At 65.4% G+C, this 19,725-nt stretch carries 14 protein-coding genes and 1 pseudogene; 1 reads left to right on the forward strand and 14 read right to left on the reverse strand.

The window, feature by feature from the left end; translation table 11 throughout:
• Nucleotides 1-42: 42 nt before the first annotated feature.
• From prfB to hrcA, 13 genes and pseudogenes are all read right to left on the reverse strand, one after another.
• Nucleotides 43-1,168 (reverse strand): peptide chain release factor 2 gene (prfB, locus tag N4264_RS16830; protein WP_261697647.1). Its coding sequence is split into 2 segments (ribosomal slippage): nucleotides 43-1,092 and nucleotides 1,094-1,168, totalling 1,125 coding nucleotides; the frame shifts between segments, so codons are not numbered across the junction.
• 111 nt (nucleotides 1,169-1,279) lie between these two features.
• The gene (recJ, locus tag N4264_RS16835; RefSeq protein ID WP_261693396.1) at nucleotides 1,280-3,016 is read right to left on the reverse strand and encodes a single-stranded-DNA-specific exonuclease RecJ; all 1,737 of its coding nucleotides are present in this window, start codon (nucleotides 3,014-3,016) and stop codon (nucleotides 1,280-1,282) included.
• The gene (locus N4264_RS16840) at nucleotides 3,013-3,963 is read right to left on the reverse strand and encodes a phosphoglycerate mutase (RefSeq protein WP_261693397.1); all 951 of its coding nucleotides are present in this window, start codon (nucleotides 3,961-3,963) and stop codon (nucleotides 3,013-3,015) included. The genes recJ and N4264_RS16840 overlap by 4 nt, the downstream gene beginning before the upstream one ends.
• Before the next feature lie 120 nt (nucleotides 3,964-4,083).
• The gene (gene greA / locus N4264_RS16845) at nucleotides 4,084-4,560 is read right to left on the reverse strand and encodes a transcription elongation factor GreA (protein ID WP_261693398.1); all 477 of its coding nucleotides are present in this window, start codon (nucleotides 4,558-4,560) and stop codon (nucleotides 4,084-4,086) included.
• Complete coding sequence (gene carB / locus N4264_RS16850; RefSeq protein ID WP_261693399.1) at nucleotides 4,557-7,784, reverse strand: carbamoyl-phosphate synthase large subunit; 3,228 nt, start codon at nucleotides 7,782-7,784, stop codon at nucleotides 4,557-4,559. Before carB ends, greA begins: the two co-directional genes overlap by 4 nt.
• Nucleotides 7,768-9,195 carry an aq_1923 C-terminal domain gene (locus N4264_RS16855; protein ID WP_261693400.1) on the reverse strand — a complete coding sequence of 476 codons (1,428 nt, stop codon included), beginning with the start codon at nucleotides 9,193-9,195 and terminating at the stop codon, nucleotides 7,768-7,770. Before N4264_RS16855 ends, carB begins: the two co-directional genes overlap by 17 nt.
• Before the next feature lie 140 nt (nucleotides 9,196-9,335).
• Entirely contained in the window at nucleotides 9,336-9,683 is a 348-nt protein-coding gene (locus tag N4264_RS16860; protein ID WP_261693401.1) for a hypothetical protein, read from the reverse strand.
• A 10-nt stretch (nucleotides 9,684-9,693) separates the two neighbouring features.
• Nucleotides 9,694-10,833 carry a glutamine-hydrolyzing carbamoyl-phosphate synthase small subunit gene (carA, locus tag N4264_RS16865; RefSeq protein ID WP_261693402.1) on the reverse strand — a complete coding sequence of 380 codons (1,140 nt, stop codon included), beginning with the start codon at nucleotides 10,831-10,833 and terminating at the stop codon, nucleotides 9,694-9,696.
• A 192-nt stretch (nucleotides 10,834-11,025) separates the two neighbouring features.
• Nucleotides 11,026-11,838, reverse strand: a complete 813-nt coding sequence (gene dapB, locus N4264_RS16870) for a 4-hydroxy-tetrahydrodipicolinate reductase (protein WP_261693403.1) — start codon at nucleotides 11,836-11,838, stop codon at nucleotides 11,026-11,028.
• Between the two features lie 191 nt (nucleotides 11,839-12,029).
• Nucleotides 12,030-13,159: pseudogene (dnaJ, locus tag N4264_RS16875) on the reverse strand (molecular chaperone DnaJ).
• Nucleotides 13,160-13,594: 435 nt separating this feature from the next.
• Nucleotides 13,595-15,526, reverse strand: a complete 1,932-nt coding sequence (gene dnaK, locus N4264_RS16880; RefSeq protein ID WP_261693404.1) for a molecular chaperone DnaK — start codon at nucleotides 15,524-15,526, stop codon at nucleotides 13,595-13,597.
• 86 nt (nucleotides 15,527-15,612) lie between these two features.
• Complete coding sequence (grpE, locus tag N4264_RS16885) at nucleotides 15,613-16,155, reverse strand: nucleotide exchange factor GrpE (RefSeq protein WP_261693405.1); 543 nt, start codon at nucleotides 16,153-16,155, stop codon at nucleotides 15,613-15,615.
• A gap of 69 nt (nucleotides 16,156-16,224) precedes the next feature.
• A complete protein-coding gene (gene hrcA / locus N4264_RS16890) occupies nucleotides 16,225-17,295 on the reverse strand; it encodes a heat-inducible transcriptional repressor HrcA (protein ID WP_425508350.1) in 1,071 nt (356 codons plus the stop codon).
• Between the two features lie 117 nt (nucleotides 17,296-17,412).
• On the opposite strand from hrcA, the gene recN reads away from it, so the two are divergent.
• Entirely contained in the window at nucleotides 17,413-19,083 is a 1,671-nt protein-coding gene (gene recN, locus N4264_RS16895; protein ID WP_261693406.1) for a DNA repair protein RecN, read from the forward strand.
• 73 nt (nucleotides 19,084-19,156) lie between these two features.
• Here recN and fur read toward each other — a convergent pair whose 3' ends face one another.
• Nucleotides 19,157-19,564, reverse strand: coding sequence for a ferric iron uptake transcriptional regulator (fur, locus tag N4264_RS16900; protein WP_261693407.1), 408 nt, complete (start codon nucleotides 19,562-19,564; stop codon nucleotides 19,157-19,159).
• Nucleotides 19,565-19,725: the final 161 nt, after the last annotated feature.

The raw sequence follows: 19,725 nt of genomic DNA on the forward strand, positions 1-19,725 counted from the left end.
GAAGGTGGAGGCACCGGCGCCCGTGAGGGGCGCCCGCCCTGATCAGGCGTCCAGACGTTTGGCGCCCGCTTCCAAACCCTGTTTGAGGCTGGCTTCGACGTATTCGTCGAGATCGCCATCAAGCACTTTCTGGGTGTCGGTACGCTCCACGCCCGTGCGCAGGTCCTTGATGCGGGACTGGTCGAGCACGTACGAGCGGATCTGGCTGCCCCAGCCGATGTCCGATTTGGTGGCTTCCAGCGCGTCCTTCTCGGCATTGCGCTTCTGCATTTCCATTTCGTACAGGCGGGCCTTGAGCATCTTCATGGCGCGATCGCGGTTGGCATGCTGCGAACGCTCGGTCTGGCAGGCCACGACCGTATTGGTGGGCACGTGGGTGATACGCACGGCCGATTCGGTCTTGTTCACGTGCTGGCCGCCCGCGCCCGAGGACCGGTAGACGTCGGTCTTCAGGTCAGCCGGATTGATCTCGATATCGATGTCATCGTCCACTTCCGGCGAAACGAAGATCGAGGAAAACGACGTGTGACGGCGGTTGTCCGAGTCAAACGGCGACTTTCGCACCAGGCGGTGCACGCCGATCTCGGTCTTGAGCCAGCCGTAGGCGTAATCGCCCTCGACGCGGAACGTGGCGCTCTTGATGCCGGCGACGTCGCCCGCGGAGACTTCCATCAGTTCCGTCTTCCAACCCTTGTTCTCACACCAGCGCAGGTACATGCGCAGCAGCATTTCGGCCCAGTCCTGCGCCTCGGTGCCACCGGCGCCGGCCTGCACGTCGACGAAAGCGTTGGCGCTGTCCATCTTGCCGGAGAACATGCGCTGGAACTCCAGCTTCTCGACCTGGGCGGAAAGGTTTTCGACGTCCGCCGCGACGGCGTCGACCGTGCCGGCATCGCCCTCGGCCACCGCCAGTTCCAGCAATTCCGCAGCACCGTCGAGGCCTTCGGTCAGGCTCTTGATGCCGACGACGATTTTTTCCAGTTGGGCGCGTTCCTTGCCCAGGTCCTGCGCCCGCTGGGGGTTGTCCCAGACGGTCGGGCTTTCCAGTTCACGACTTACTTCTTCGAGACGTTCACTCTTGGTCTCGTAGTCAAAGATACCCCCTAAGCGACAGCACCCGACCCTTCAGGTCGTCGATGCGCGCGGTGATCTGGTTCGTCTCGATCATGGCGTGGCGTTGTGCGTTGCAAAAGAGGCGCAGGATAGCAGCAACGCGGCGCATGGCAACCACCGGCGGTCACCGTTGCCCACCCGGCGCCAGGTGCACGGAAAGCGGTCCTCAGGCCGCCTCGATGTGCCGGACCAGCAGGCGCAATCGCTCGCGTCCGTTCCAATCGTCAATGCCCAGCTGGAACACGGCACGGATACGCGCCGGCGGAGGCTGGCCGGCATAGCCGCCAAACATCACGGCGTCCAGCGTGGCAGCCTGGCGGGCATGCCGCAGCGAAAGGCGCAGGTGGGTCTGCCCCATCAAGCGCCAGTCAGTGACGGTGAACTCATCGTCGAACAGCGGTTCGGGGAACGTCTGGCCCCAGGGGCCGGCAAAACGCAGCTGGCGGGCCAGGTCGATGTCGTAGTCCTGCGGATGCAATTCGCCGTCGGTGTGAAGCACCGGGTCCAGCAACTCGGGGCCGATGAGGCGGCGGGCGACGGCATCGAAAGCGGCAGCGAATTCGCCCAGCCTGGCGGACGGCAGGCTCAGCCCCGCCGCCATCGCATGGCCGCCGTAGCGCGTCATGAGACCCGGAAAACGGGCATCGACCTCGGCGAGCGCATCGCGCAGATGAAAGCCCGGAATCGACCTGCCCGACGCCTTGAGCTCGTCGCTGTCATCGCCCGCAGGAGCACAGGCGATCACCGGGCGGTGCAGTCGTTCTTTCAACTTCGAGGCGACCAGGCCGACCACGCCGACGTGCCATTCGGGCTGGTGCAGGACAACCCCCACCGGGAACGCCGCGTCGCCGTGCAGGCCGAGAAACCGCCCCACCATCGCTTCGCCCTGCTCCACCATCTGCGCCTGCAGCTCACGCCGCTCCGCGTTGATCGACGTGAGGAGATCGGCCAGCTCGCGCGCACGTCCCGGATCGTCGGTCAGCAGGCACTCGATGCCCAGCGACATGTCTTCCAGCCGTCCGGCCGCATTGATGCGGGGGCCAAGGGCGAAGCCGAGGTCGGTCGCATTGACCGTGGCGGTGCTGCGCTTGCTCGCCTCGACCAGGGCAAGGACCCCGGCCGTCGCCTGCCCGGCGCGGATCCTGCGCAGCCCGGCCTCCACCAGGATGCGATTGTTGTAGTCCAGCGGTACAAGATCGGCCACCGTACCCAGCGCCACCAGGTCCAACAGTGTCGACAAATCGGGTTCGCGCCGATGCTCGCCCTCGAACCAGCCACTCTGTCGCAGGCGCGCACGCAGCGCGAGCAGCACGTAGAAGACCACGCCGACGCCGGCCAGGGCCTTGCTCGGGAAGCCATCGCCAGCCACGTTGGGATTGACGATGGCGTCGGCCGGCGGCAGCGAATCGCCCGGCAGGTGGTGGTCCGTCACGACCACGTCGATGCCGTGGGCCTTGGCAGCGGCGACGCCGGCATGCGCGGCAATGCCGTTGTCGACGGTGACGATCAGGTCCGGCCGCAGCGGCAGGATGGTTTCCACCAGCGCCGGACTCAGCCCGTAGCCATGGGTGAAGCGGTTGGGAACCTGGTAGCTGACCTGGCGCGCGCCCAGCAGGCGCAATCCGCGGATCGCGACCGCCGTTCCGGTGGCGCCGTCAGCGTCGAAGTCACCGACGATGAGGATGTGCTGATGGGTCCGGATGGCCGCGTCCAGCCGTTCGCAGGCCGTCGCCATGCCGCCCAGGCGGTCCGGCGCGATCAGGCGGGCCAGGCGATGCTCGACCTCTTCCGGGCTTTGCACGCCACGCGCCGCGTAGATGCGTCGCAGCACCGGGTGGATGGCGTCCGGCCAGGTCTGCCCGGACGCGACGGCGACACGTCGCTCGATGCGCAGCGCCCTCATGCGGTCAGCGGCTTGATGCGGCGCCAGAAACGCCAGCGATGGCCGGGTTGGAAGGTGTAGCGCTGCCCGCTGGCAAAATGCAGGTGGATCGCCGAAACGCGCTTCGTCGAAAGGACGTCCGCGAGCAACGGTTCCCAGCGCGTGCTCCAGCCCGCGAGCGCATCCGCATCGTCAAGGTCAAGCAGCGGCGTCGGCGTGGCCGACAGGGTTTCCACCGCGGCCTCGCCGCGTCCGGTCGTGCGAACCTGGGCGATGCGCGCCAGTGCGGTGAGGATCGGATCCTCGCAATAAACTGCCGAATGGCGCGTCTTGACCCAATCGGGCAGCACGCCAAATCCCCAGAACCACAGGCTGTTGACCGGCACCTGGCCACGCGCGATGCGCTCGGCGTTGAGCGGATGATTGTGCAGGACGATCTGCACCTCGTTGAGCAGCGCCCGCCAGCGTGCCCCGGCCGGCCCTTCGGGCATGTGCTGGCGCAGGTCGTCGCCCAGCACGCGGCCGGGTTCGGCAAAGACGGGCAACTTCGCATCGGCTGCCGCGCGCAGGTACCAGCGCGACGGGACGGGCGCATCGATGGGAAAACCCGCGTCGCCCAGCAAGGGACGCAAGGGACGCAGCAACTCGGCGCACTCCTCCGCGCTCAGGCCCATGTCACCGCAAGCCATCAGGCGGGCGGTTGCCATGTCGGCGCGCAGGTAGGCGGGATCCGCGCGCAGCCACCCGGCGCCGGCGGCGTCCGGGGCGTCGAGGTAGCGCGTCAGTGCGGCGGTCGGGATGCCTGTCCCGGTGAACTGGAAGTGTTCCCGGATCAGGGCTTCACGACCGGGGGCCGACGGATCGCGGCGGTCGCCACGCGCCACCATCACGGCCAATGCACCGCGTGCGGCATCGCCATGGCGTGCCAGGCGATCCAGCGGTGGCAACAGAAGCGACAACTCGGACATTCCCTGCTCTCCCACGAAGGTGGTACCGCATCGTTTCGCCGACGGCCTCCGGGCGCTGGAACGAAAACGCCGTGCGGTCGTCAGACAGCACGGCGTCGGTGAACCAGCCGTGAGGCCGGATCAATCGTAGCGGACGGCGGTGATCTCGTAGCGCTTGACGCCATTGGGCGCCTGGAACTCGAAGGAATCACCCTGGCTCTTGCCGATCAGGGCACGGGCGATCGGCGAACTGACGGCGATCAGGCGCTGTTTGATGTCGGCCTCGATGTCACCCACGATCTGGTAAGTGACGGCATCGCCGCTGTCTTCGTCTTCCAGCTCGACGGTGGCACCGAACACGATGCGCTGGCCGGCAGTGAGCTTGGCCACGTCGATGACCTCCGCATAGCTGAGGGTCGCTTCCATTTCCTGGATGCGGCCTTCGACGAAGCCCTGCTGTTCACGGGCGGCGTGGTACTCGGCGTTTTCTTTCAGGTCGCCATGGGCGCGGGCCTCGGCAATCGCCTCGATGATGCGCGGGCGCTCGACGGACTTGAGCCGTTCCAGCTCTTCGCGCAAGCGCTCGGCGCCTTTGAGGGTGAGCGGTGGACGCTTCATGCTTTCAATTCCTTGTGTAGCTCTTGCAGGCTGTGCACATTGCCGCCCTCGCGGAAGTCCAGCGAATGCAGCAGCGCGCGCGCGCCGGCGATGGTCGTCGAATAGGTGATACGGTGCTGCAGGGCCTCGCGCCGGATCGGGAACGAGTCGGCGATGGCCTGCTTGCCTTCCGTCGTGTTGACGATGAAAACGATTTCGCCGTTTTTGATCAAGTCCACCACGTGGGGGCGGCCCTCGATGACCTTGTTGACCCGCTCGCAGGCGACGCCCTGCTTCTGCAGCCAGTCACAGGTGCCGCTGGTGGCCACCAGGGAATAGCCGCGCCGGACGAGGTCCTGCGCCACCGGCAGCAGGCGCTGCTTGTCCGGGTCGCGCACCGAGACGAAGGCCTTGCCCGTCGGCGGGGCGGAGATATTGGCTGCCTCGTGGGCGCGCGCAAACGCCGCGCCGAAGGTGCGGCCCACGCCCATCACCTCGCCCGTGGAACGCATTTCCGGCCCCAGGATGGGGTCGACGTTCTGGAATTTGAGGAACGGGAAGATCGCTTCCTTGACCGAGTAGTAGTCGGGAATGACTTCGCGCGTCGCGTCCTGCTCGATCAAGGTCTTGCCGACCATGCAGCGCGCCGCGATCTTGGCCAACGCCACGCCGGTCGCCTTGGACACGAACGGAACGGTGCGCGAAGCGCGCGGGTTCACTTCCAGAATGAAGACGTTGTCGTCCTGGATCGCGAACTGCGTGTTCATCAGGCCCACGACCTTGAGCTCGCGCGCCATCGCGCGCACCTGCTCGCGCAGGCGATCCTGCACGTCGGCCGACAGCGAGTAAGGCGGCAGCGAGCAGGACGAGTCGCCCGAATGCACGCCGGCCTCTTCGATGTGCTCCATGATGCCGCCGATCAGCACGTTGCCCTGGGCGTCGGCGACGATGTCCACATCGACTTCGACCGCGTTGTCGAGGAAGCGATCGAGCAGCACCGGCGAATCGTTCGACACGCGCACGGCTTCGGTGATGTAGCGCTTCAGGTCAGCGTCCGAGTGCACCACTTCCATCGCGCGGCCGCCGAGTACATAGCTCGGGCGCACCACCATCGGATAGCCGATTTCGCGGGCCAGCGCCATGGCTTCGTCAGCCGTGCGCGCGGTGCGGTTCGGAGGCTGGGTCAGCCCGAGCTTCGCCACCATCTGCTGGAAGCGCTCGCGGTCTTCGGCCAGGTCGATGGAGTCCGGCGAGGTGCCGATGATCGGCGCACCGTTGGCTTCCAGCGCGCGCGCCAGCTTGAGCGGCGTCTGGCCGCCATACTGCACGATCACGCCCTTGGGCTTTTCCTTGTCGATGATCTCGAGCACGTCCTCGAGGGTCAACGGCTCGAAGTACAGGCGATCAGAGGTGTCGTAGTCCGTCGACACCGTCTCGGGATTGCAGTTGACCATGATGGTCTCGTAGCCGTCTTCGCGCAGCGCGAGAGCGGCATGGACGCAGCAGTAGTCGAACTCGATCCCCTGGCCGATGCGGTTCGGGCCGCCGCCGAGCACCATGATCTTGTCTTTCGTGGTGGGCGCCGCTTCGCATTCTTCCTCGTAGGTCGAATACAGGTAGGCGGTCGTGGTGGCGAACTCCGCCGCGCAGGAATCGACGCGCTTGTATACCGGGCGCACGCCGAAGGCGCGGCGCAGATGGCGAATGGCGTTCTCGTCGGTACCCAGCAAGGTCGCCATGCGCGCATCGGAGAAGCCCTTGCGCTTGAGCTGGCGCATGCGCGCCGCGTCGATGGCGCCGAGGCCCCGCGCGCTCAGCTCGCCTTCGATCTTGATCAGATCTTCGATTTGCGCAAGGAACCAGCGGTCGATGCGGGTCAGCGCGTAGATCTCTTCCAGGCTCAGGCCGGCGCGGAAACCATCGGCCACGTAGAACACCCGATCGGGACCCGGCTCCTTGAGCTCGCGCTTGAGCGCGGCGACGCCTTCGGCGCTGTCGAGCTGCAGGCGTGTGGGGTTCAGGCCGTCCTTGCCGGTTTCCAGGCCACGCAGGGCTTTCTGCAGCGACTCCTGGAAGCTGCGGCCAATCGCCATGACCTCGCCGACCGACTTCATCTGCGTCGTCAGGCGGGCGTCCGCGGCCGGAAATTTCTCGAACGCAAAGCGCGGGATCTTGGTGACGACGTAGTCGATCGACGGCTCGAAGGAGGCCGGGGTCAGGCCACCGGTAATTTCATTCTTCAGTTCATCGAGCGTGTAGCCCACGGCGAGCTTGGCGGCGACCTTGGCGATCGGAAAGCCCGTGGCCTTGGAGGCGAGCGCCGAGGAACGCGACACGCGCGGGTTCATCTCGATGACGACCACGCGTCCATTTTCGGAATTGACGCCAAACTGCACATTGGAACCACCGGTATCGACGCCGATCTTGCGCAGCACGGCGATCGAGGCATCACGCAGACGCTGGTATTCCTTGTCGGTCAGCGTCTGGGCCGGCGCGACGGTGATCGAGTCACCCGTATGCACACCCATCGGATCGAGATTCTCGATCGAGCAGACGATGATGCAGTTGTCCGCGGCATCGCGGACGACTTCCATCTCGAATTCCTTCCAGCCCAGCACCGATTCCTCGACCAGTACTTCGCCCACCGGCGACAGCTCCAGGCCACGACCGACGATCTCGACGAACTCCTCGCGGTTATAGGCGATGCCGCCACCGGAACCACCCAGCGTGAAGGACGGCCGGATGATGGTCGGAAAGCCGACCTTGGCCTGCGCATCCAGCGCCTGTTCCATGGTGCGCGCGATCTCGGCGCGCGGGCATTCCAGGCCGATGTCCTTCATGGCGTGGCGGAACAGTTCGCGGTCCTCGGCCATGCGGATGGCTTCGCGCGAGGCGCCGATCAGCTGCACCTTGTACTTTTCCAGAATGCCGCGATCGGCAAGGTCCAGCGCGCAGTTGAGCGCCGTCTGGCCACCCATTGTCGGCAGCAGCGCGTCGGGCTTTTCCTTGGCGATGATGCGCTCGACGGTCTGCGGGTTGATCGGCTCGATATAGACGGCGTCGGCTGTTTCCGGGTCCGTCATGATCGTGGCCGGGTTGGAGTTGACCAGGACGACCCGATAGCCCTCCTCCTTGAGCGCCTTGCACGCCTGTGCGCCGGAGTAATCGAATTCGCAGGCCTGGCCGATGACGATCGGCCCAGCGCCGATGATCAGGATCGTTCCGAGGTCAGTTCTTTTTGGCATCGTGGGTTCCTGGTGCAGAGGCCGGCGGCGCCGTGACGATGTTGACGTCCTTCACGGTGCCGCGTGGAATGGAAAGTTGGTAGCCGCCTTCCCGCGCGGAAAGCTGGATATCGAGTCCGGAAGACGCAAAATGCACCAGCTGGCCGCGTCGCGTGGTGCCGTTGGTGGTGCGCACAATGATTTCCTGGCCGATTGCCGCACGCAGGTCCTCATAGGGCACCGTGCGTACGAAGACCTCGCCCATCTTGATGACAGCGGCATCCGGTGGCGCGGCAGCCGGCGCAACAGGTGCCACCGGCGCTGCGACGGACGTTTCCGCGGGTGCGGCCGCTGTGGTGACAGGCGCATCCGCCGTGGCGGCGGCAGCCGTCTCCACGGGAGCGGCCGTCAGCGGGCCGATCGACAGCAATAGCGGTTCGTGGCCGGGAATTTCGACGATGGGGCTCATCAACCCGCGGAACAGCTCGAAGTTGGCGCCCTTGAGCGCCGGAATCGTCAGGCCCTGCTGCGGGCGCGCCCGGATGGTGAGTTCGCCGCCCTTGCTGGCGTAGGTACGATAGCCCGCCTCAAGCGGGGCGTCGGCCTGGAGCCCGCGCCGCGCTAGCCGTGCGCGGATCGCCGCCATGTGCTGCTCGACGTAGCCGGCTTCGTCGATGGCAGCTTCCTTGGCGCAATAGGCGTTGCGGGCAGCGATGAATCCGTCGTCACGGAAGGTCAGCGCCCCGGCGGAAATCGCCGCGGCGGCGATTCCGGCAGGATTGCTGTCCAGGCCGGGTGCCTTCAGGTTCAGCGTGCCGTTCATCGCACCAGCGCCTGGCGTCGCCTGGACGACTTCGATGTCGATGCCGTCGCTGCCGACGCGGCGCATAGTGAGTGAATGGGTAGTGTCGCCGATCGCGAGCCCCATTTCCCGAAGGTCAGCCCGCGACCAGAGGGCACTCTTGCAGCCGTCCGCCTCGAACAAGGTGCCCGAGTAAGTACCGGTCACGCTCTCCTGCACGGCGGCGTCCGGAAGCCCGTCGATGACCAGGTTGCGGAAAGAAAATCCCAGCATCTCGGGAACGGCCTCTTCCGGCCCGAGAATGCTCGTGCGCAGCAACCACATCAGGCCTGGCGTCTGGATCGCCACGCGATCGGTGGAAAAGGTCAGCGGCCCGGTAGGCAGCGGCAGAACGACCTTGACGTTACCGACGCCCACTTCGCCCTTCAGATTGAAGAACGCACGCCCCCGCTCGGCCTGGCCGACGCGACGGACCTGGGCAAACACTTTCTCGACGGCGGCATCCACTCGCCACCAGAACAGGCCGGCCAGTATGGCCAGCGGGAGCCCGATCCGGGTCACGATCCAGAAGATGACGCGACCGATACCGCCTTCCTCTTTCCGTCTGCTGGTGGGTTTGCGTTGCGCCATGGCCATGTACCGTCGGTGATGGGATCAAGCCGGTAAGGGCATCCTGCCGGTGCGACCACCGCCGGACTGGTGGTCAGCGGCGACGGTCACCAGACCGCCGCCGCATAGTGCGATGCCGCGCCGTCCGGGGCGCGTGGAGCTCAGTCGGCGGCGCCAACCGTCGGAGACGCCGGAGCGCTCTCGATGACCACTTCCATTTCTTCCACGGTGTCGCGCGGAATATCCAGCTCCATGCCGCCATCCTTGGCGCTCAGGCGCAGGCGGACGGACGTGCTGGTGCTGCGCACCAGCGTCCCGCTGCGACGGGAACCCAGGGTGGTCTTGACCAGGAGTTCATGACCCACGTGCTGGGGCAATTTCTCGAAGGTGACCGGTTCAAACAGGCGGACACGGCCCTGCTGGGCCTCGGCCTGCGGCGTGCTGGAAAACAGCGCGGCCGCCAGGACCACCCCTGCGCCGAAAACGCGCGAAAGCGAATGCAATTTCATGGAACCTCAGTTAGGCAGCGGCACTCTGGCGCGACTGCATCATGTGGATGAACGGATCGAACATCGCGGCCACGTCCTGTGGTCCGGGGCTTGCTTCCGGATGCCCCTGAAAGCTGTACGCGGGTGCATCGGAAAGGGCGATACCTTGCAGGGATCCGTCAAACAGCGAGCGGTGCGTGGCCCGCACATTGCCCGGCAAGGTGGCTTCGTCAACCGCGAAGCCGTGATTCTGGCTGGAGATCATGACCCGACCGGTGCCCAGGTCAATCACCGGATGGTTCGCGCCATGGTGGCCGAACTTCATCTTGAGGGTTTTCGCGCCGACGGCCAGCCCCAGCAACTGGTGGCCCAGGCAGATGCCGAATGTCGGCAGGCGGGCCTTCACGAATTCGCGGATAGCGGCAATGGCATAGTCGCAGGGTTCCGGATCGCCCGGTCCGTTTGACAGGAAGACGCCGTCTGGCTGCAGCGCGAACACCTCGTTGGCCGGCGTCTGCGCGGGCACTACCGTGATGCGGCAGCCCCGATCGGCCAGCATGCGAAGAATGTTGTGCTTCACGCCGTAGTCGTAGGCGACCACGTGGAAGCGGCCACTGGCCTGCGCAAAGCGCGTTTCGTCGAGGTCGTAGCTGCCTTCGGTCCAGGCATAGGGCTTGGTGGCGCTGACGACCTTGGCCAGGTCCATGCCCTTGAGACCGGGGAAAGCGCGCGCGGCGGCGATGGCTGCTTCGCTGTCAATATCCGCGCCGGCCATGATGCAGCCGTTCTGGGCACCCTTGTCGCGCAGGATGCGCGTGAGGCGGCGCGTATCGATGTCGCTGATCGCGACGATGTTGTTGCGCTTGAGGTAGGCGTCGAGCGTTTCGGTGCTGCGCCAGTTGCTCGCGGCCAGCGGCAGGTCGCGGATGATCAGGCCAGCGGCGGCGATGCTGTCCGATTCAACGTCGACCGGGTTGCACCCGGTGTTGCCGATATGCGGATAGGTCAGCGTGACGATCTGACGCGAATAGGACGGGTCGGTCAGGATTTCCTGGTAGCCGGTAAGCGCGGTGTTGAACACCACTTCGCCGGTGGTCATCCCTTCGGCACCGATCGAAAGCCCGTGGAACAGGCTGCCGTCGGCGAGTGCAAGAAGAGCGGGCATGGACATTCTGTCGCCTTATGCGTTAAGGGCCCGGCACCTGGCCGAATCAGGTGCGACAAAACCCGCGGGCTGGTGGAACCAGTCCGTGGATTCGGGCGAAAAGGGAATCGAGGCGAGGCGCGATTTTAGGGCGAGGTGACGGATGTGTCCACCCGCTTTATGAACATAACCGCACGGATCGCCGGGGTTTTGTCGGGTCTATTCGTCGAGGAGGTCGTGCATGCCGTACATCCCCGGGGCCGCCCGGGCCAATCGTTGCGCGCCAACCAGGGCGCCCTTGGCGAAGATGTCACGATTGTTGGCACGGTGAGTCAGCTCGATCCGCTCGTCTTCGCTGACGAACATCACCGTATGCTCGCCGATGACATCACCGCCACGCAGGGCATGAAAGCCGATCTCCCCGGCCTTGCGACTGCCGCGCCCCACGCGGCCATGCACGGCGGCAGCCTGGAGTGCGACACCCCGCCCGGCCGCGACCGCCTCGCCCAGGGTCAGCGCGGTACCCGATGGCGCATCCACCTTGCGGCGGTGGTGCATCTCGACGATCTCGCAGTCCCAGGTCGGCAGGAGCTGGGCGGCCATGCGCGCGAAGCGCTGCATCAGGGCGATTCCGAGGCTGAAATTCGATGCCCAGAGCACCGGAATATGCTGAGCCGCCCGGTGCAAGGTCACGTGCTGCTGTTCACTCAGTCCGGTGGTGCCGCAGATAAAGGCCACGCGCCGCTCCACGGCCAGGGCGATGGCCGAATCAAACGCGTGCGGGCTGCTGAAATCGATCAGGGCGTCGAGCTGGGTGTCCGGGTCAAGCGAGGCGCGGAAATCGATATCGGCGACGTCGTTGCCGACGAGGGCGCTGATCGGCGTGTCCTCGAGGCTGGATCCGGGCCGCACCAGCGCCGCACTGATCCGGACATCCGACTGGAGGGGCGCTGCGCGCAGGATGGCCTGTCCCATGCGCCCGCCAGCACCGTGAACGGCAACCATGGTGGGCGTCTGGCTGGACAAGGACATAGGGAACTCCCGGGCAGTAGCTGGCAGGCGCGAGGGTGCGCCAAACCGGGGGCCGTTGTCACCTCATAAGACTGTCAGGAGTTCGGTGCAAGCCCCGGATCGGGCTCGCCGCCGACAGTCCGCATGCTTTCAGGAACGTAGCAGGCGTGCGGGAGCCGGCCTGGGAACGGGCCAGCAATCCGCCACAGCGATCAGGACGTCATCCGCTCCCAGAACTGCTTGACGCCGTCGAACCAGGAGCTGGCCCGCGGTGTATGGGCGCCGGGTTCGCAGCCTTCGAACGTTCCCTCAAACTCCTCGAGCAGCTCGCGCTGGCGCTTGGTCAGCTTGACGGGAGTTTCGACGACTACGCGGCAATGCAGGTCGCCCAGGCGACCACTGCGCACGTTTCGCACGCCCTTGCCGCGCAGGCGGAAGAGCTTGCCGGTCTGCGTCTCGGGCGGCAGCGTGATGACGGCCTCGCCATCCAGCGTCGGCACCTTGAGTTCCGAGCCCAGCGCCGCCTGCGAGAAGCGGATCGGCACCTCGCAGTAGAGGTCGTCACCTTCGCGCTGGAAGATGGGATGGTCGCGCACGCGCACTTCCACATACAGGTCACCGGGCTCGGTGCCACTTGGGCCTGCTTCGCCCTGCCCCGTCAGGCGAATGCGGTCGCCGGAATCGACGCCAGCCGGAATCTTCACCTGCAACTTGCGCTCGTCTTCGACGCGGCCTTCGCCACGGCAATCGCGACAGGGGTTGCTGATCGCCTTGCCGGTGCCCGCGCAGTGCGGACACACCTGCTGCACCGAGAAAATACCCTGCTGCATGCGCACGCGGCCATGCCCCCGGCAGGTGTTGCAGGTGGACGTCTTGCCGTCCGCCGATCCGGTGCCGGTACAGGTCTTGCAGCTGACCAGGGTCGGTACTTCGATTTCGCGGTCGATGCCGAAAACGGCTTCTTCCAGGTCGAGCTCAAGCATGTAGCGCAGGTCGGAGCCGCGCCGGGGCGCTGCGCGCCACCGCCACGGCCCATGCCGAAAATGTCCGAGAAAATGTCTCCGAAGATGTCGCCGACATCGCCGTGGAATCCAGCACCACCGCGACCGCCCATGCCGGCCTCGAAGGCGGCGTGGCCGTGCTGGTCGTAGAGCGCGCGCTTCTGCTTGTCGCAGAGCACCTCGTAGGCCTCCTTGGCCTCCTTGAACTTCTCCTGCGCGTCGGCGTCCGGATTACGGTCCGGGTGGTACTTCATCGCCAGGCGGCGAAACGCCTTTTTCAGGTCATCGTCGTTGACGTTGCGTTCGACGCCGAGGACTTCGTAGTAATCGCGCTTGCTCATTTCGAATCAGCCTGGAAATTCACGTGTTCACGAAGCAGCGCAAGCAGAGCGATGTCTTGCTTTCGCAGAAACCAAAAGACAAAGGGAACCGCGGCACGCAGCAATGCATTGACCAAAAGCGTCCCGTGCAAATGTGAAGAGCGCGGTAGTCCTCATCATATCCAACCGCTGAGAAGCGCCCTGCTTCGGCCCTACAACGTCGACCAGGATGCGACGGGATTCCTCCTGCATCGAGGGTTCCCAAGTCTCGCGGCCGACACCTATTGCCATCAGAAGCATTCTCGTCCCCGCGCGCAGTCTTGAGTGCGGTTGCGACGGTTCATGGCGTCAACCCATTCGACGAGCCGTCCGGCCATACGCCCCACCACCTCAGCCAGAATCAAAACGAAAACGGACAGCCATGGCTGTCCGTTTTCGTTGAGCGCATCCCGCGCCTTACTTCTTGTCGTTCACTTCCGTGAACTCGGCATCGACCACATCGTCGTTGCGCGCACCGCCAGCAGCGCCGGCACCGGCCGAAGCCTGCGGGCCCGCACCCGGGGCGTCGCCGCCCGCCGAAGCGGCGGCAAACAGCGCCTGCGCGGTTTCTTCCAGCTTGGTCGTGCGCGATTCGATGGCCGCCTTGTCGTCGCCCTTCATGACCTTTTCCAGGTCCGACAGGGCTTCTTCGATACGGCCGATCTGGTCGGGCACCTTGCCGCCGTGATCCTTGATGGCGCTGCGCGTGGCGTGGACCAGCTGGTCCGCCTTGTTGCGCGTGGCGACCAGTTCATGGAACTTGCGGTCTTCTTCCTTGTTGGCTTCCGCGTCACGGACCATGCGCTGGATTTCGTCATCGGACAGGCCCGAACCGGCCTTGATCTCGATGCGCTGTTCCTTGCCGGTCTTCTTGTCCTTGGCGTGGACGTGCAGGATGCCGTTCGCGTCGATGTCGAAGGCGACTTCGATCTGCGGCATGCCGCGCGGCGCCGCTTCGATACCGGCGAGATCGAACTTGGCCAGCGACTTGTTGAAGCGGGCCTGTTCGCGCTCGCCCTGCAGCACGTGCACGGTCACGGCGGACTGGTTGTCTTCCGCAGTGGAGAACACCTGCGACGCCTTGGTCGGAATGGTGGTGTTCTTCTCGATCAGCTTGGTGAACACGCCACCGAGGGTTTCGATACCCAGCGACAGCGGGGTCACGTCGAGCAGCAGGACGTCCTTGACGGTGCCACCGAGCACACCGCCCTGGATCGCGGCGCCGACGGCGACGGCTTCGTCCGGGTTGACGTCCTTGCGCGGCTCCTTGCCGAAGAAGTCCTTTACGGCTTCCTGCACCTTCGGCATGCGGGTCATACCGCCGACGAGGATGACTTCGGTGATGTCCGATACGCGCAGCGACGCATCGTTGAGCGCGATGCGGCAGGGCTCGATCGTCTTCTTGATCAGGTCATCCACCAGCGCTTCGAGCTTGGCGCGGGTCAGCTTGATGTTCAGGTGCTTCGGACCGGAGGCGTCCGCCGTGACGTACGGCAGGTTCACTTCGGTCTGGTGGCTGGAAGACAGTTCGATCTTGGCGCGCTCGGCAGCATCTTTCAGGCGCTGCAGGGCCAGCGGGTCGTTCTTCAGATCGATGCCCTGGTCCTTCTTGAATTCTTCCACAAGGTAGTCGATGACGCGCTTGTCGAAGTCTTCGCCGCCCAGGAAGGTGTCGCCGTTGGTGGCGAGCACTTCGAACTGCTTCTCGCCGTCGATATCGGCGATTTCGATGATCGAAACGTCGAACGTACCGCCGCCGAGGTCGTACACGGCGATCTTGCGGTCCTTGCCACCGGCCTTGTCCAGGCCGTAGGCCAGGGCGGCCGCGGTGGGCTCGTTGATGATGCGCTTGACTTCAAGGCCCGCGATACGGCCGGCGTCCTTGGTCGCCTGGCGCTGCGAGTCGTTGAAATAGGCCGGCACCGTGATCACGGCTTCGGTCACCGGTTCGCCGAGATAGTCTTCGGCGGTCTTCTTCATCTTCATCAGCACCTTGGCCGAGATTTCCGGCGGTGCCATCTTCTTGCCGTCGGAGGTCGCCACCCAGGCGTCGCCATTCTCATGGGCGACGATGCCGTAGGGCACGAGGTCCAGGTCTTTCTTGACTTCCGCGTCGGTGAACTTGCGGCCGATCAGGCGCTTCACCGCGTAGAAGGTGTTCTTCGGGTTAGTGACGCTCTGCCGCTTGGCCGGCGCACCCACCAGGACTTCACCGTCCTTCGTGAAGGCCACGATCGACGGCGTCGTGCGGTCTCCTTCCGAATTCTCGATCACCCGCGCGGTGGTGCCTTCAATCACCGCTACGCACGAGTTGGTCGTGCCGAGGTCGATGCCGATGATCTTGCCCATTTGTCGCTCTCCTCAAATCTTTCGAAGCCTGTGGCGGCTTCCACTGTCGCGCTATTTAGGGGTGCCTAAGGTCAAATCAAGTGTGCTTACTTGGCCACGGCAACCAGCGCCGGGCGCAACAAACGCTCGTTGAGCACATAACCCTTCTGCATCGTGCTGACCACCGTGCCGGAAGCGTGATCGGGACTATCGATCATGCTCATGGCCTGGTGGAGTTCCGGATTGAACGGCTGTCCGACCGGATCCACCGCTTTCAGGCCATTGGCCTCGACCACCTTGTTCAGGGTCTTGAGGGTCAGGTCCATGCCTTCGCGCAGGGCTGCGCTATCGGCCGTCTCGATGGCCAGGCCCCGCTCCAGGCTGTCGCACACGGGCAACAGGTCAGAAAGCAGACGTTCGTTGGCGAACCTGCGCGCCTGCTCCAGGTCGCGCTGCAGGCGGCGGCGCTGGTTCTCCAGCTCGGCGCGTTCACGCAACAGGACATCACGCATGTCGGCCACGGCAGATTCGGCCTGGGCCAGCTGCTGGCTCAGGGCCTCGATGTCCGCATTGACGGCGGCTTCGGCGTCGGACAAACCACTGTTAGGGCCGTCCGCCCTTGCGGACGCGGTCGGATCGATGTTTTGCATTAAGACTCCGGCGAGTTCGGTCCCGTACCCCACGGGGCGCGGGATGATACGGTTTGGCGAGCGGCCTTGCTATTGGGGCGTGTGCGCCCGGTTCAAGGCACCCGACAAAATCTGTGCCGTAGCCTCCACAACCGGGATCACCCGCTCGTAGGCCATGCGGGTCGGCCCGATCACTCCGAGCACCCCCAGGACCCGCCCGCCGATACCATACGGCGCCGTCACCAGGCTGCAGTTTTCCAGGGCGGCAAACCCGGATTCCTCGCCGATGAACAGCCGCACGCCCTCGGCCCGGGCGCACCGTTCCAGCACGGCCAGCAGGTCGCGCTTGCGCTGGAAGGCTTCGAAGAGGTCACGCAGCCGTTCGAGGTTGGAAAGGTCCTGCACGCCCATCAGATTAGTCTGGCCGGCCACGAAGACATCGGGCTGGGGAGCGGCGTCGAACGCGCGCTGTGCGACATCCACCGCCGCGCTCATCAGGCGGTTGAGCTGGGCACTGGTTTCCTGCATTTCCCGCAGGAGGCGCAGTCGGATCTCGTCCAGGCGCTGCCCGGAAAACTGGGCATTGAGGTAGTTGGCCACCTGCTCCAGCTCCGATGCCGAGTAGGCCCGCTCCAGTTCAATGACCCGGTTCTGCACCTGGCCGTCGGTGAAGACCAGGATGACCAGCGTCCGGCGGGCGTCCAGCGGAACGAAGTCGATGTGGCGGAACGGTACTTCCTGGTGCTGGGGCACCGTCACGACACCGACGAAATGGGTGAGCTGCGACAGCAGCGACGAGGCGCTGTTGAGAAGGTCCGGCGTCGGCGCGACAGCCGACAGCTCGCGGCGCAGCTCCTCCACCTGCGGTTCGCCCAGCGGCCGCAGTTCCAGCAGGCTGTCGACGAAGACGCGGTAGCCCTGGGCTGTCGGCACCCGGCCTGCCGATGCATGCGGCGCGGCGACCAGACCCAGTTCTTCCAGGTCTGACATGACGTTGCGGATCGTCGCCGGACTCACATCCAGCCCGGACGACCGGGCCAGGGTGCGGGAGCCGACGGGCTGGCCGTCAACGACGTACTGGGCGATCAGCGTCCGCAGCAGCTGGCGAGCGCGGGGATCCAGGGGTGGGTCGAACTGGTACGGGACATTGCCCCGGAGGATACACGGCGCGCGGCACTCGGCAAGCCGTCGTCCACCCCGGTAACCCGCGGGGCTGTCTCTCAACCTGCGACAGCATCCTGCTAGAGTTTGTGGTCTGCCGATATCACGGACCCGGGCATGCTGCGTTCCCTGTACGTCAAGGATTTCGCCATCGTCGGCGAGGCCGACATCAGCTTCCAGAACGGATTGACCGTCGTCACCGGCGAAACCGGTGCCGGCAAGTCCCTGATGGTCGACGCACTGCTCCTGTTGTCCGGCACGCGCGCAGACGCCGGCGTCGTGCGCCAGGGCTGCGACCGCGCCGAGCTGGCTGCCGAGTTCGACCTGACGACCACCCCCGCCGCCCAGGCCTGGCTCAAGAGCGAGGACCTGGACGACGACGGCGCCTGCCAGCTGCGCCGCGTCATCCGCGTGGAAGGCAGCTCGCGCGCCTGGATCAACGGCCGTCCGGTCACCCTTGGCCAGCTCGGTACGCTGGCCGAATTCCTGATCGAGATCCATGGCCAGCACGAGCACCAGGCCCTGCTCGACCGTACTCACCAGATGGCTCTGCTGGATGCCTACGGCCAGCACGCCGACGCAACGACAGAAGTGGCCGCGGCGGCGCGGCGTTGGCGCGACATCGGCAAGCAGATCGATGCCATCGCCGGCAGCGGCGACCACTCCGAACGACTGGGGCTACTGGAGCGCCAGCTCGACGAACTGGACCGCCACGCCCTTACGGCGGAGCAGCTGGCGGAGCTCAATGACACCCACAAGCGGCTCGCCAACGCAGGGCAGTTACTGCAGGGCAGCTCAAATGTCGCGGAACTCATTGATGGCGATAGTGAATTCGCCGTTCGGCGGTCGCTGGTGCGGGCCCGCACGGAACTGGCCCGGCTGGCCGAACTGGATCCTTCCCTCGCCGGTGCCGCGGAGCTGATCGAGGCGGCCGAGATTCAGCTGGGCGAGGTCGCCGATTCACTCGGGCGTTACCAGGACAGCCTCGACCTGGATCCGGAACGGCTCGGAGAAGTCGAGTCGCAGCTGTCGAAGTTGCACGAGCTGGCCCGCCGGCATCGCCTGTCGATGGCTGATCTCAAACCACACGCCGAAGCCCTGCGCCATGAAGTGGAGACGCTGCGCAATGCCGGCACTGTGCTCGCCGAGCTGCAGCGCGAACGGCAGGTCGTCCTGGAGCAGTACAAGCGCGCGGCCGCCCTGCTGTCCCGGCTGCGCCGGGAAACGGCCGAGCGTCTCGGACAGGAAGTCAGTGCATTGATGGCGGAACTGGGCATGTCCGGCGGCGTGTTCAGCGTCGACCTGGAACCCCACGGTAAAGATGACCCGGACGCCGCCGGCGCAGAGCGTTGCGAGTTCCTGGTCTGTGCGAACCAGGGCCAGGTGCCGCGCCCTTTAAGAAAGGTCGCGTCCGGCGGCGAGCTGTCCCGGATCAGCCTGGCGATCGAGGTGGCCGCGCTGGGCCTGGACGAGGTCGGCACGATGGTGTTCGATGAAGTCGATTCGGGGATCGGCGGCGCGACGGCCGAGGTCGTCGGCCAGAAGCTGCGCCGCCTGGGCGCCAGCCGACAGGCCCTGTGCGTGACTCACCTGCCGCAGGTCGCCGCCCAGGGGCACCATCATTTCCGCGTCAGCAAGGACAACGACGGCGGCACCACGCTGACGCGGATCGAGGCGCTGGGCGACAAGGCCCGTCGCGAGGAGATCGCACGCATGCTGGGCGGCATCGAGATCACGAAGGAAACGCTGGCTCACGCCCGCCAGATGCTCGATCGCGCCACCAAGTAGTCCCCGCAAACCGCAGCCGCGCAGATACGACAAAGGCGACCGAAGCCGCCTTTGTCGTCCTCACCAGAGGCGATCAGCGCTTTTTCTTGGGGCGCACGTACAGCACCAGGCTGTGTTCTTCCAGCACGTAGCCGTGCTTGTCGGCGATCTCCTTCTGGAGTCGCTCGATCTCCTCGCTGGTGAACTCGATCACCTTGCCCGACTCGATATCGACCATGTGGTCGTGGTGCTTGCCGCGGTCGAGCTCATACACCGCCTGGCCGCCTTCGAAATTGTGCTTGAGCACCAGCCCCGCCGCTTCGAACTGGGTCAGGACGCGGTACACGGTGGCAAGCCCGATGTCGTCCTGGTGCGAAAGCAGTTCGCGATAGATGTCTTCCGCGGTGAGATGCTTGCCGTCGGCATCTTCAAGGATGCCGAGAATACGAACGCGCGGATGCGTGACTTTCAGTCCGACCTTGCGCAAATCCTGCGATTCCATGATGTCTCCTGTTTGCGCCTGCAGCGGGTGAATGGCGCGACACTGCCGATGTCGGCCGGCTCCATTTCGCGACGATTCACCTTGCGCGGGGCCTTTCGCCGCCGGCAAGCTGGAAAATCGTTGCAGATCAAGAGCAAGGGCGCGGGGTGTCGTCCTTGGCT

The organism is Tahibacter amnicola (assembly GCF_025398735.1).
GTDB classification, from domain to species: domain Bacteria; phylum Pseudomonadota; class Gammaproteobacteria; order Xanthomonadales; family Rhodanobacteraceae; genus Tahibacter; species Tahibacter amnicola.

Excerpts from the sequence above, each read along its gene's own strand:
- recJ (WP_261693396.1), bottom strand. The coding sequence starts at position 3,016 with ATGAGGGCGCTGCGCATCGAGCGACGTGTCGCCGTCGCGTCCGGGCAG.
- N4264_RS16840 (WP_261693397.1), bottom strand. The coding sequence starts at position 3,963 with ATGTCCGAGTTGTCGCTTCTGTTGCCACCGCTGGATCGCCTGGCACGC.
- greA (WP_261693398.1), bottom strand. The coding sequence starts at position 4,560 with ATGAAGCGTCCACCGCTCACCCTCAAAGGCGCCGAGCGCTTGCGCGAA.
- carB (WP_261693399.1), bottom strand. The coding sequence starts at position 7,784 with ATGCCAAAAAGAACTGACCTCGGAACGATCCTGATCATCGGCGCTGGG.
- N4264_RS16855 (WP_261693400.1), bottom strand. The coding sequence starts at position 9,195 with ATGGCGCAACGCAAACCCACCAGCAGACGGAAAGAGGAAGGCGGTATC.
- N4264_RS16860 (WP_261693401.1), bottom strand. The coding sequence starts at position 9,683 with ATGAAATTGCATTCGCTTTCGCGCGTTTTCGGCGCAGGGGTGGTCCTG.
- carA (WP_261693402.1), bottom strand. The coding sequence starts at position 10,833 with ATGTCCATGCCCGCTCTTCTTGCACTCGCCGACGGCAGCCTGTTCCAC.
- dapB (WP_261693403.1), bottom strand. The coding sequence starts at position 11,838 with ATGTCCTTGTCCAGCCAGACGCCCACCATGGTTGCCGTTCACGGTGCT.
- dnaK (WP_261693404.1), bottom strand. The coding sequence starts at position 15,526 with ATGGGCAAGATCATCGGCATCGACCTCGGCACGACCAACTCGTGCGTA.
- grpE (WP_261693405.1), bottom strand. The coding sequence starts at position 16,155 with ATGCAAAACATCGATCCGACCGCGTCCGCAAGGGCGGACGGCCCTAAC.
- recN (WP_261693406.1), top strand. The coding sequence starts at position 17,413 with ATGCTGCGTTCCCTGTACGTCAAGGATTTCGCCATCGTCGGCGAGGCC.
- fur (WP_261693407.1), bottom strand. The coding sequence starts at position 19,564 with ATGGAATCGCAGGATTTGCGCAAGGTCGGACTGAAAGTCACGCATCCG.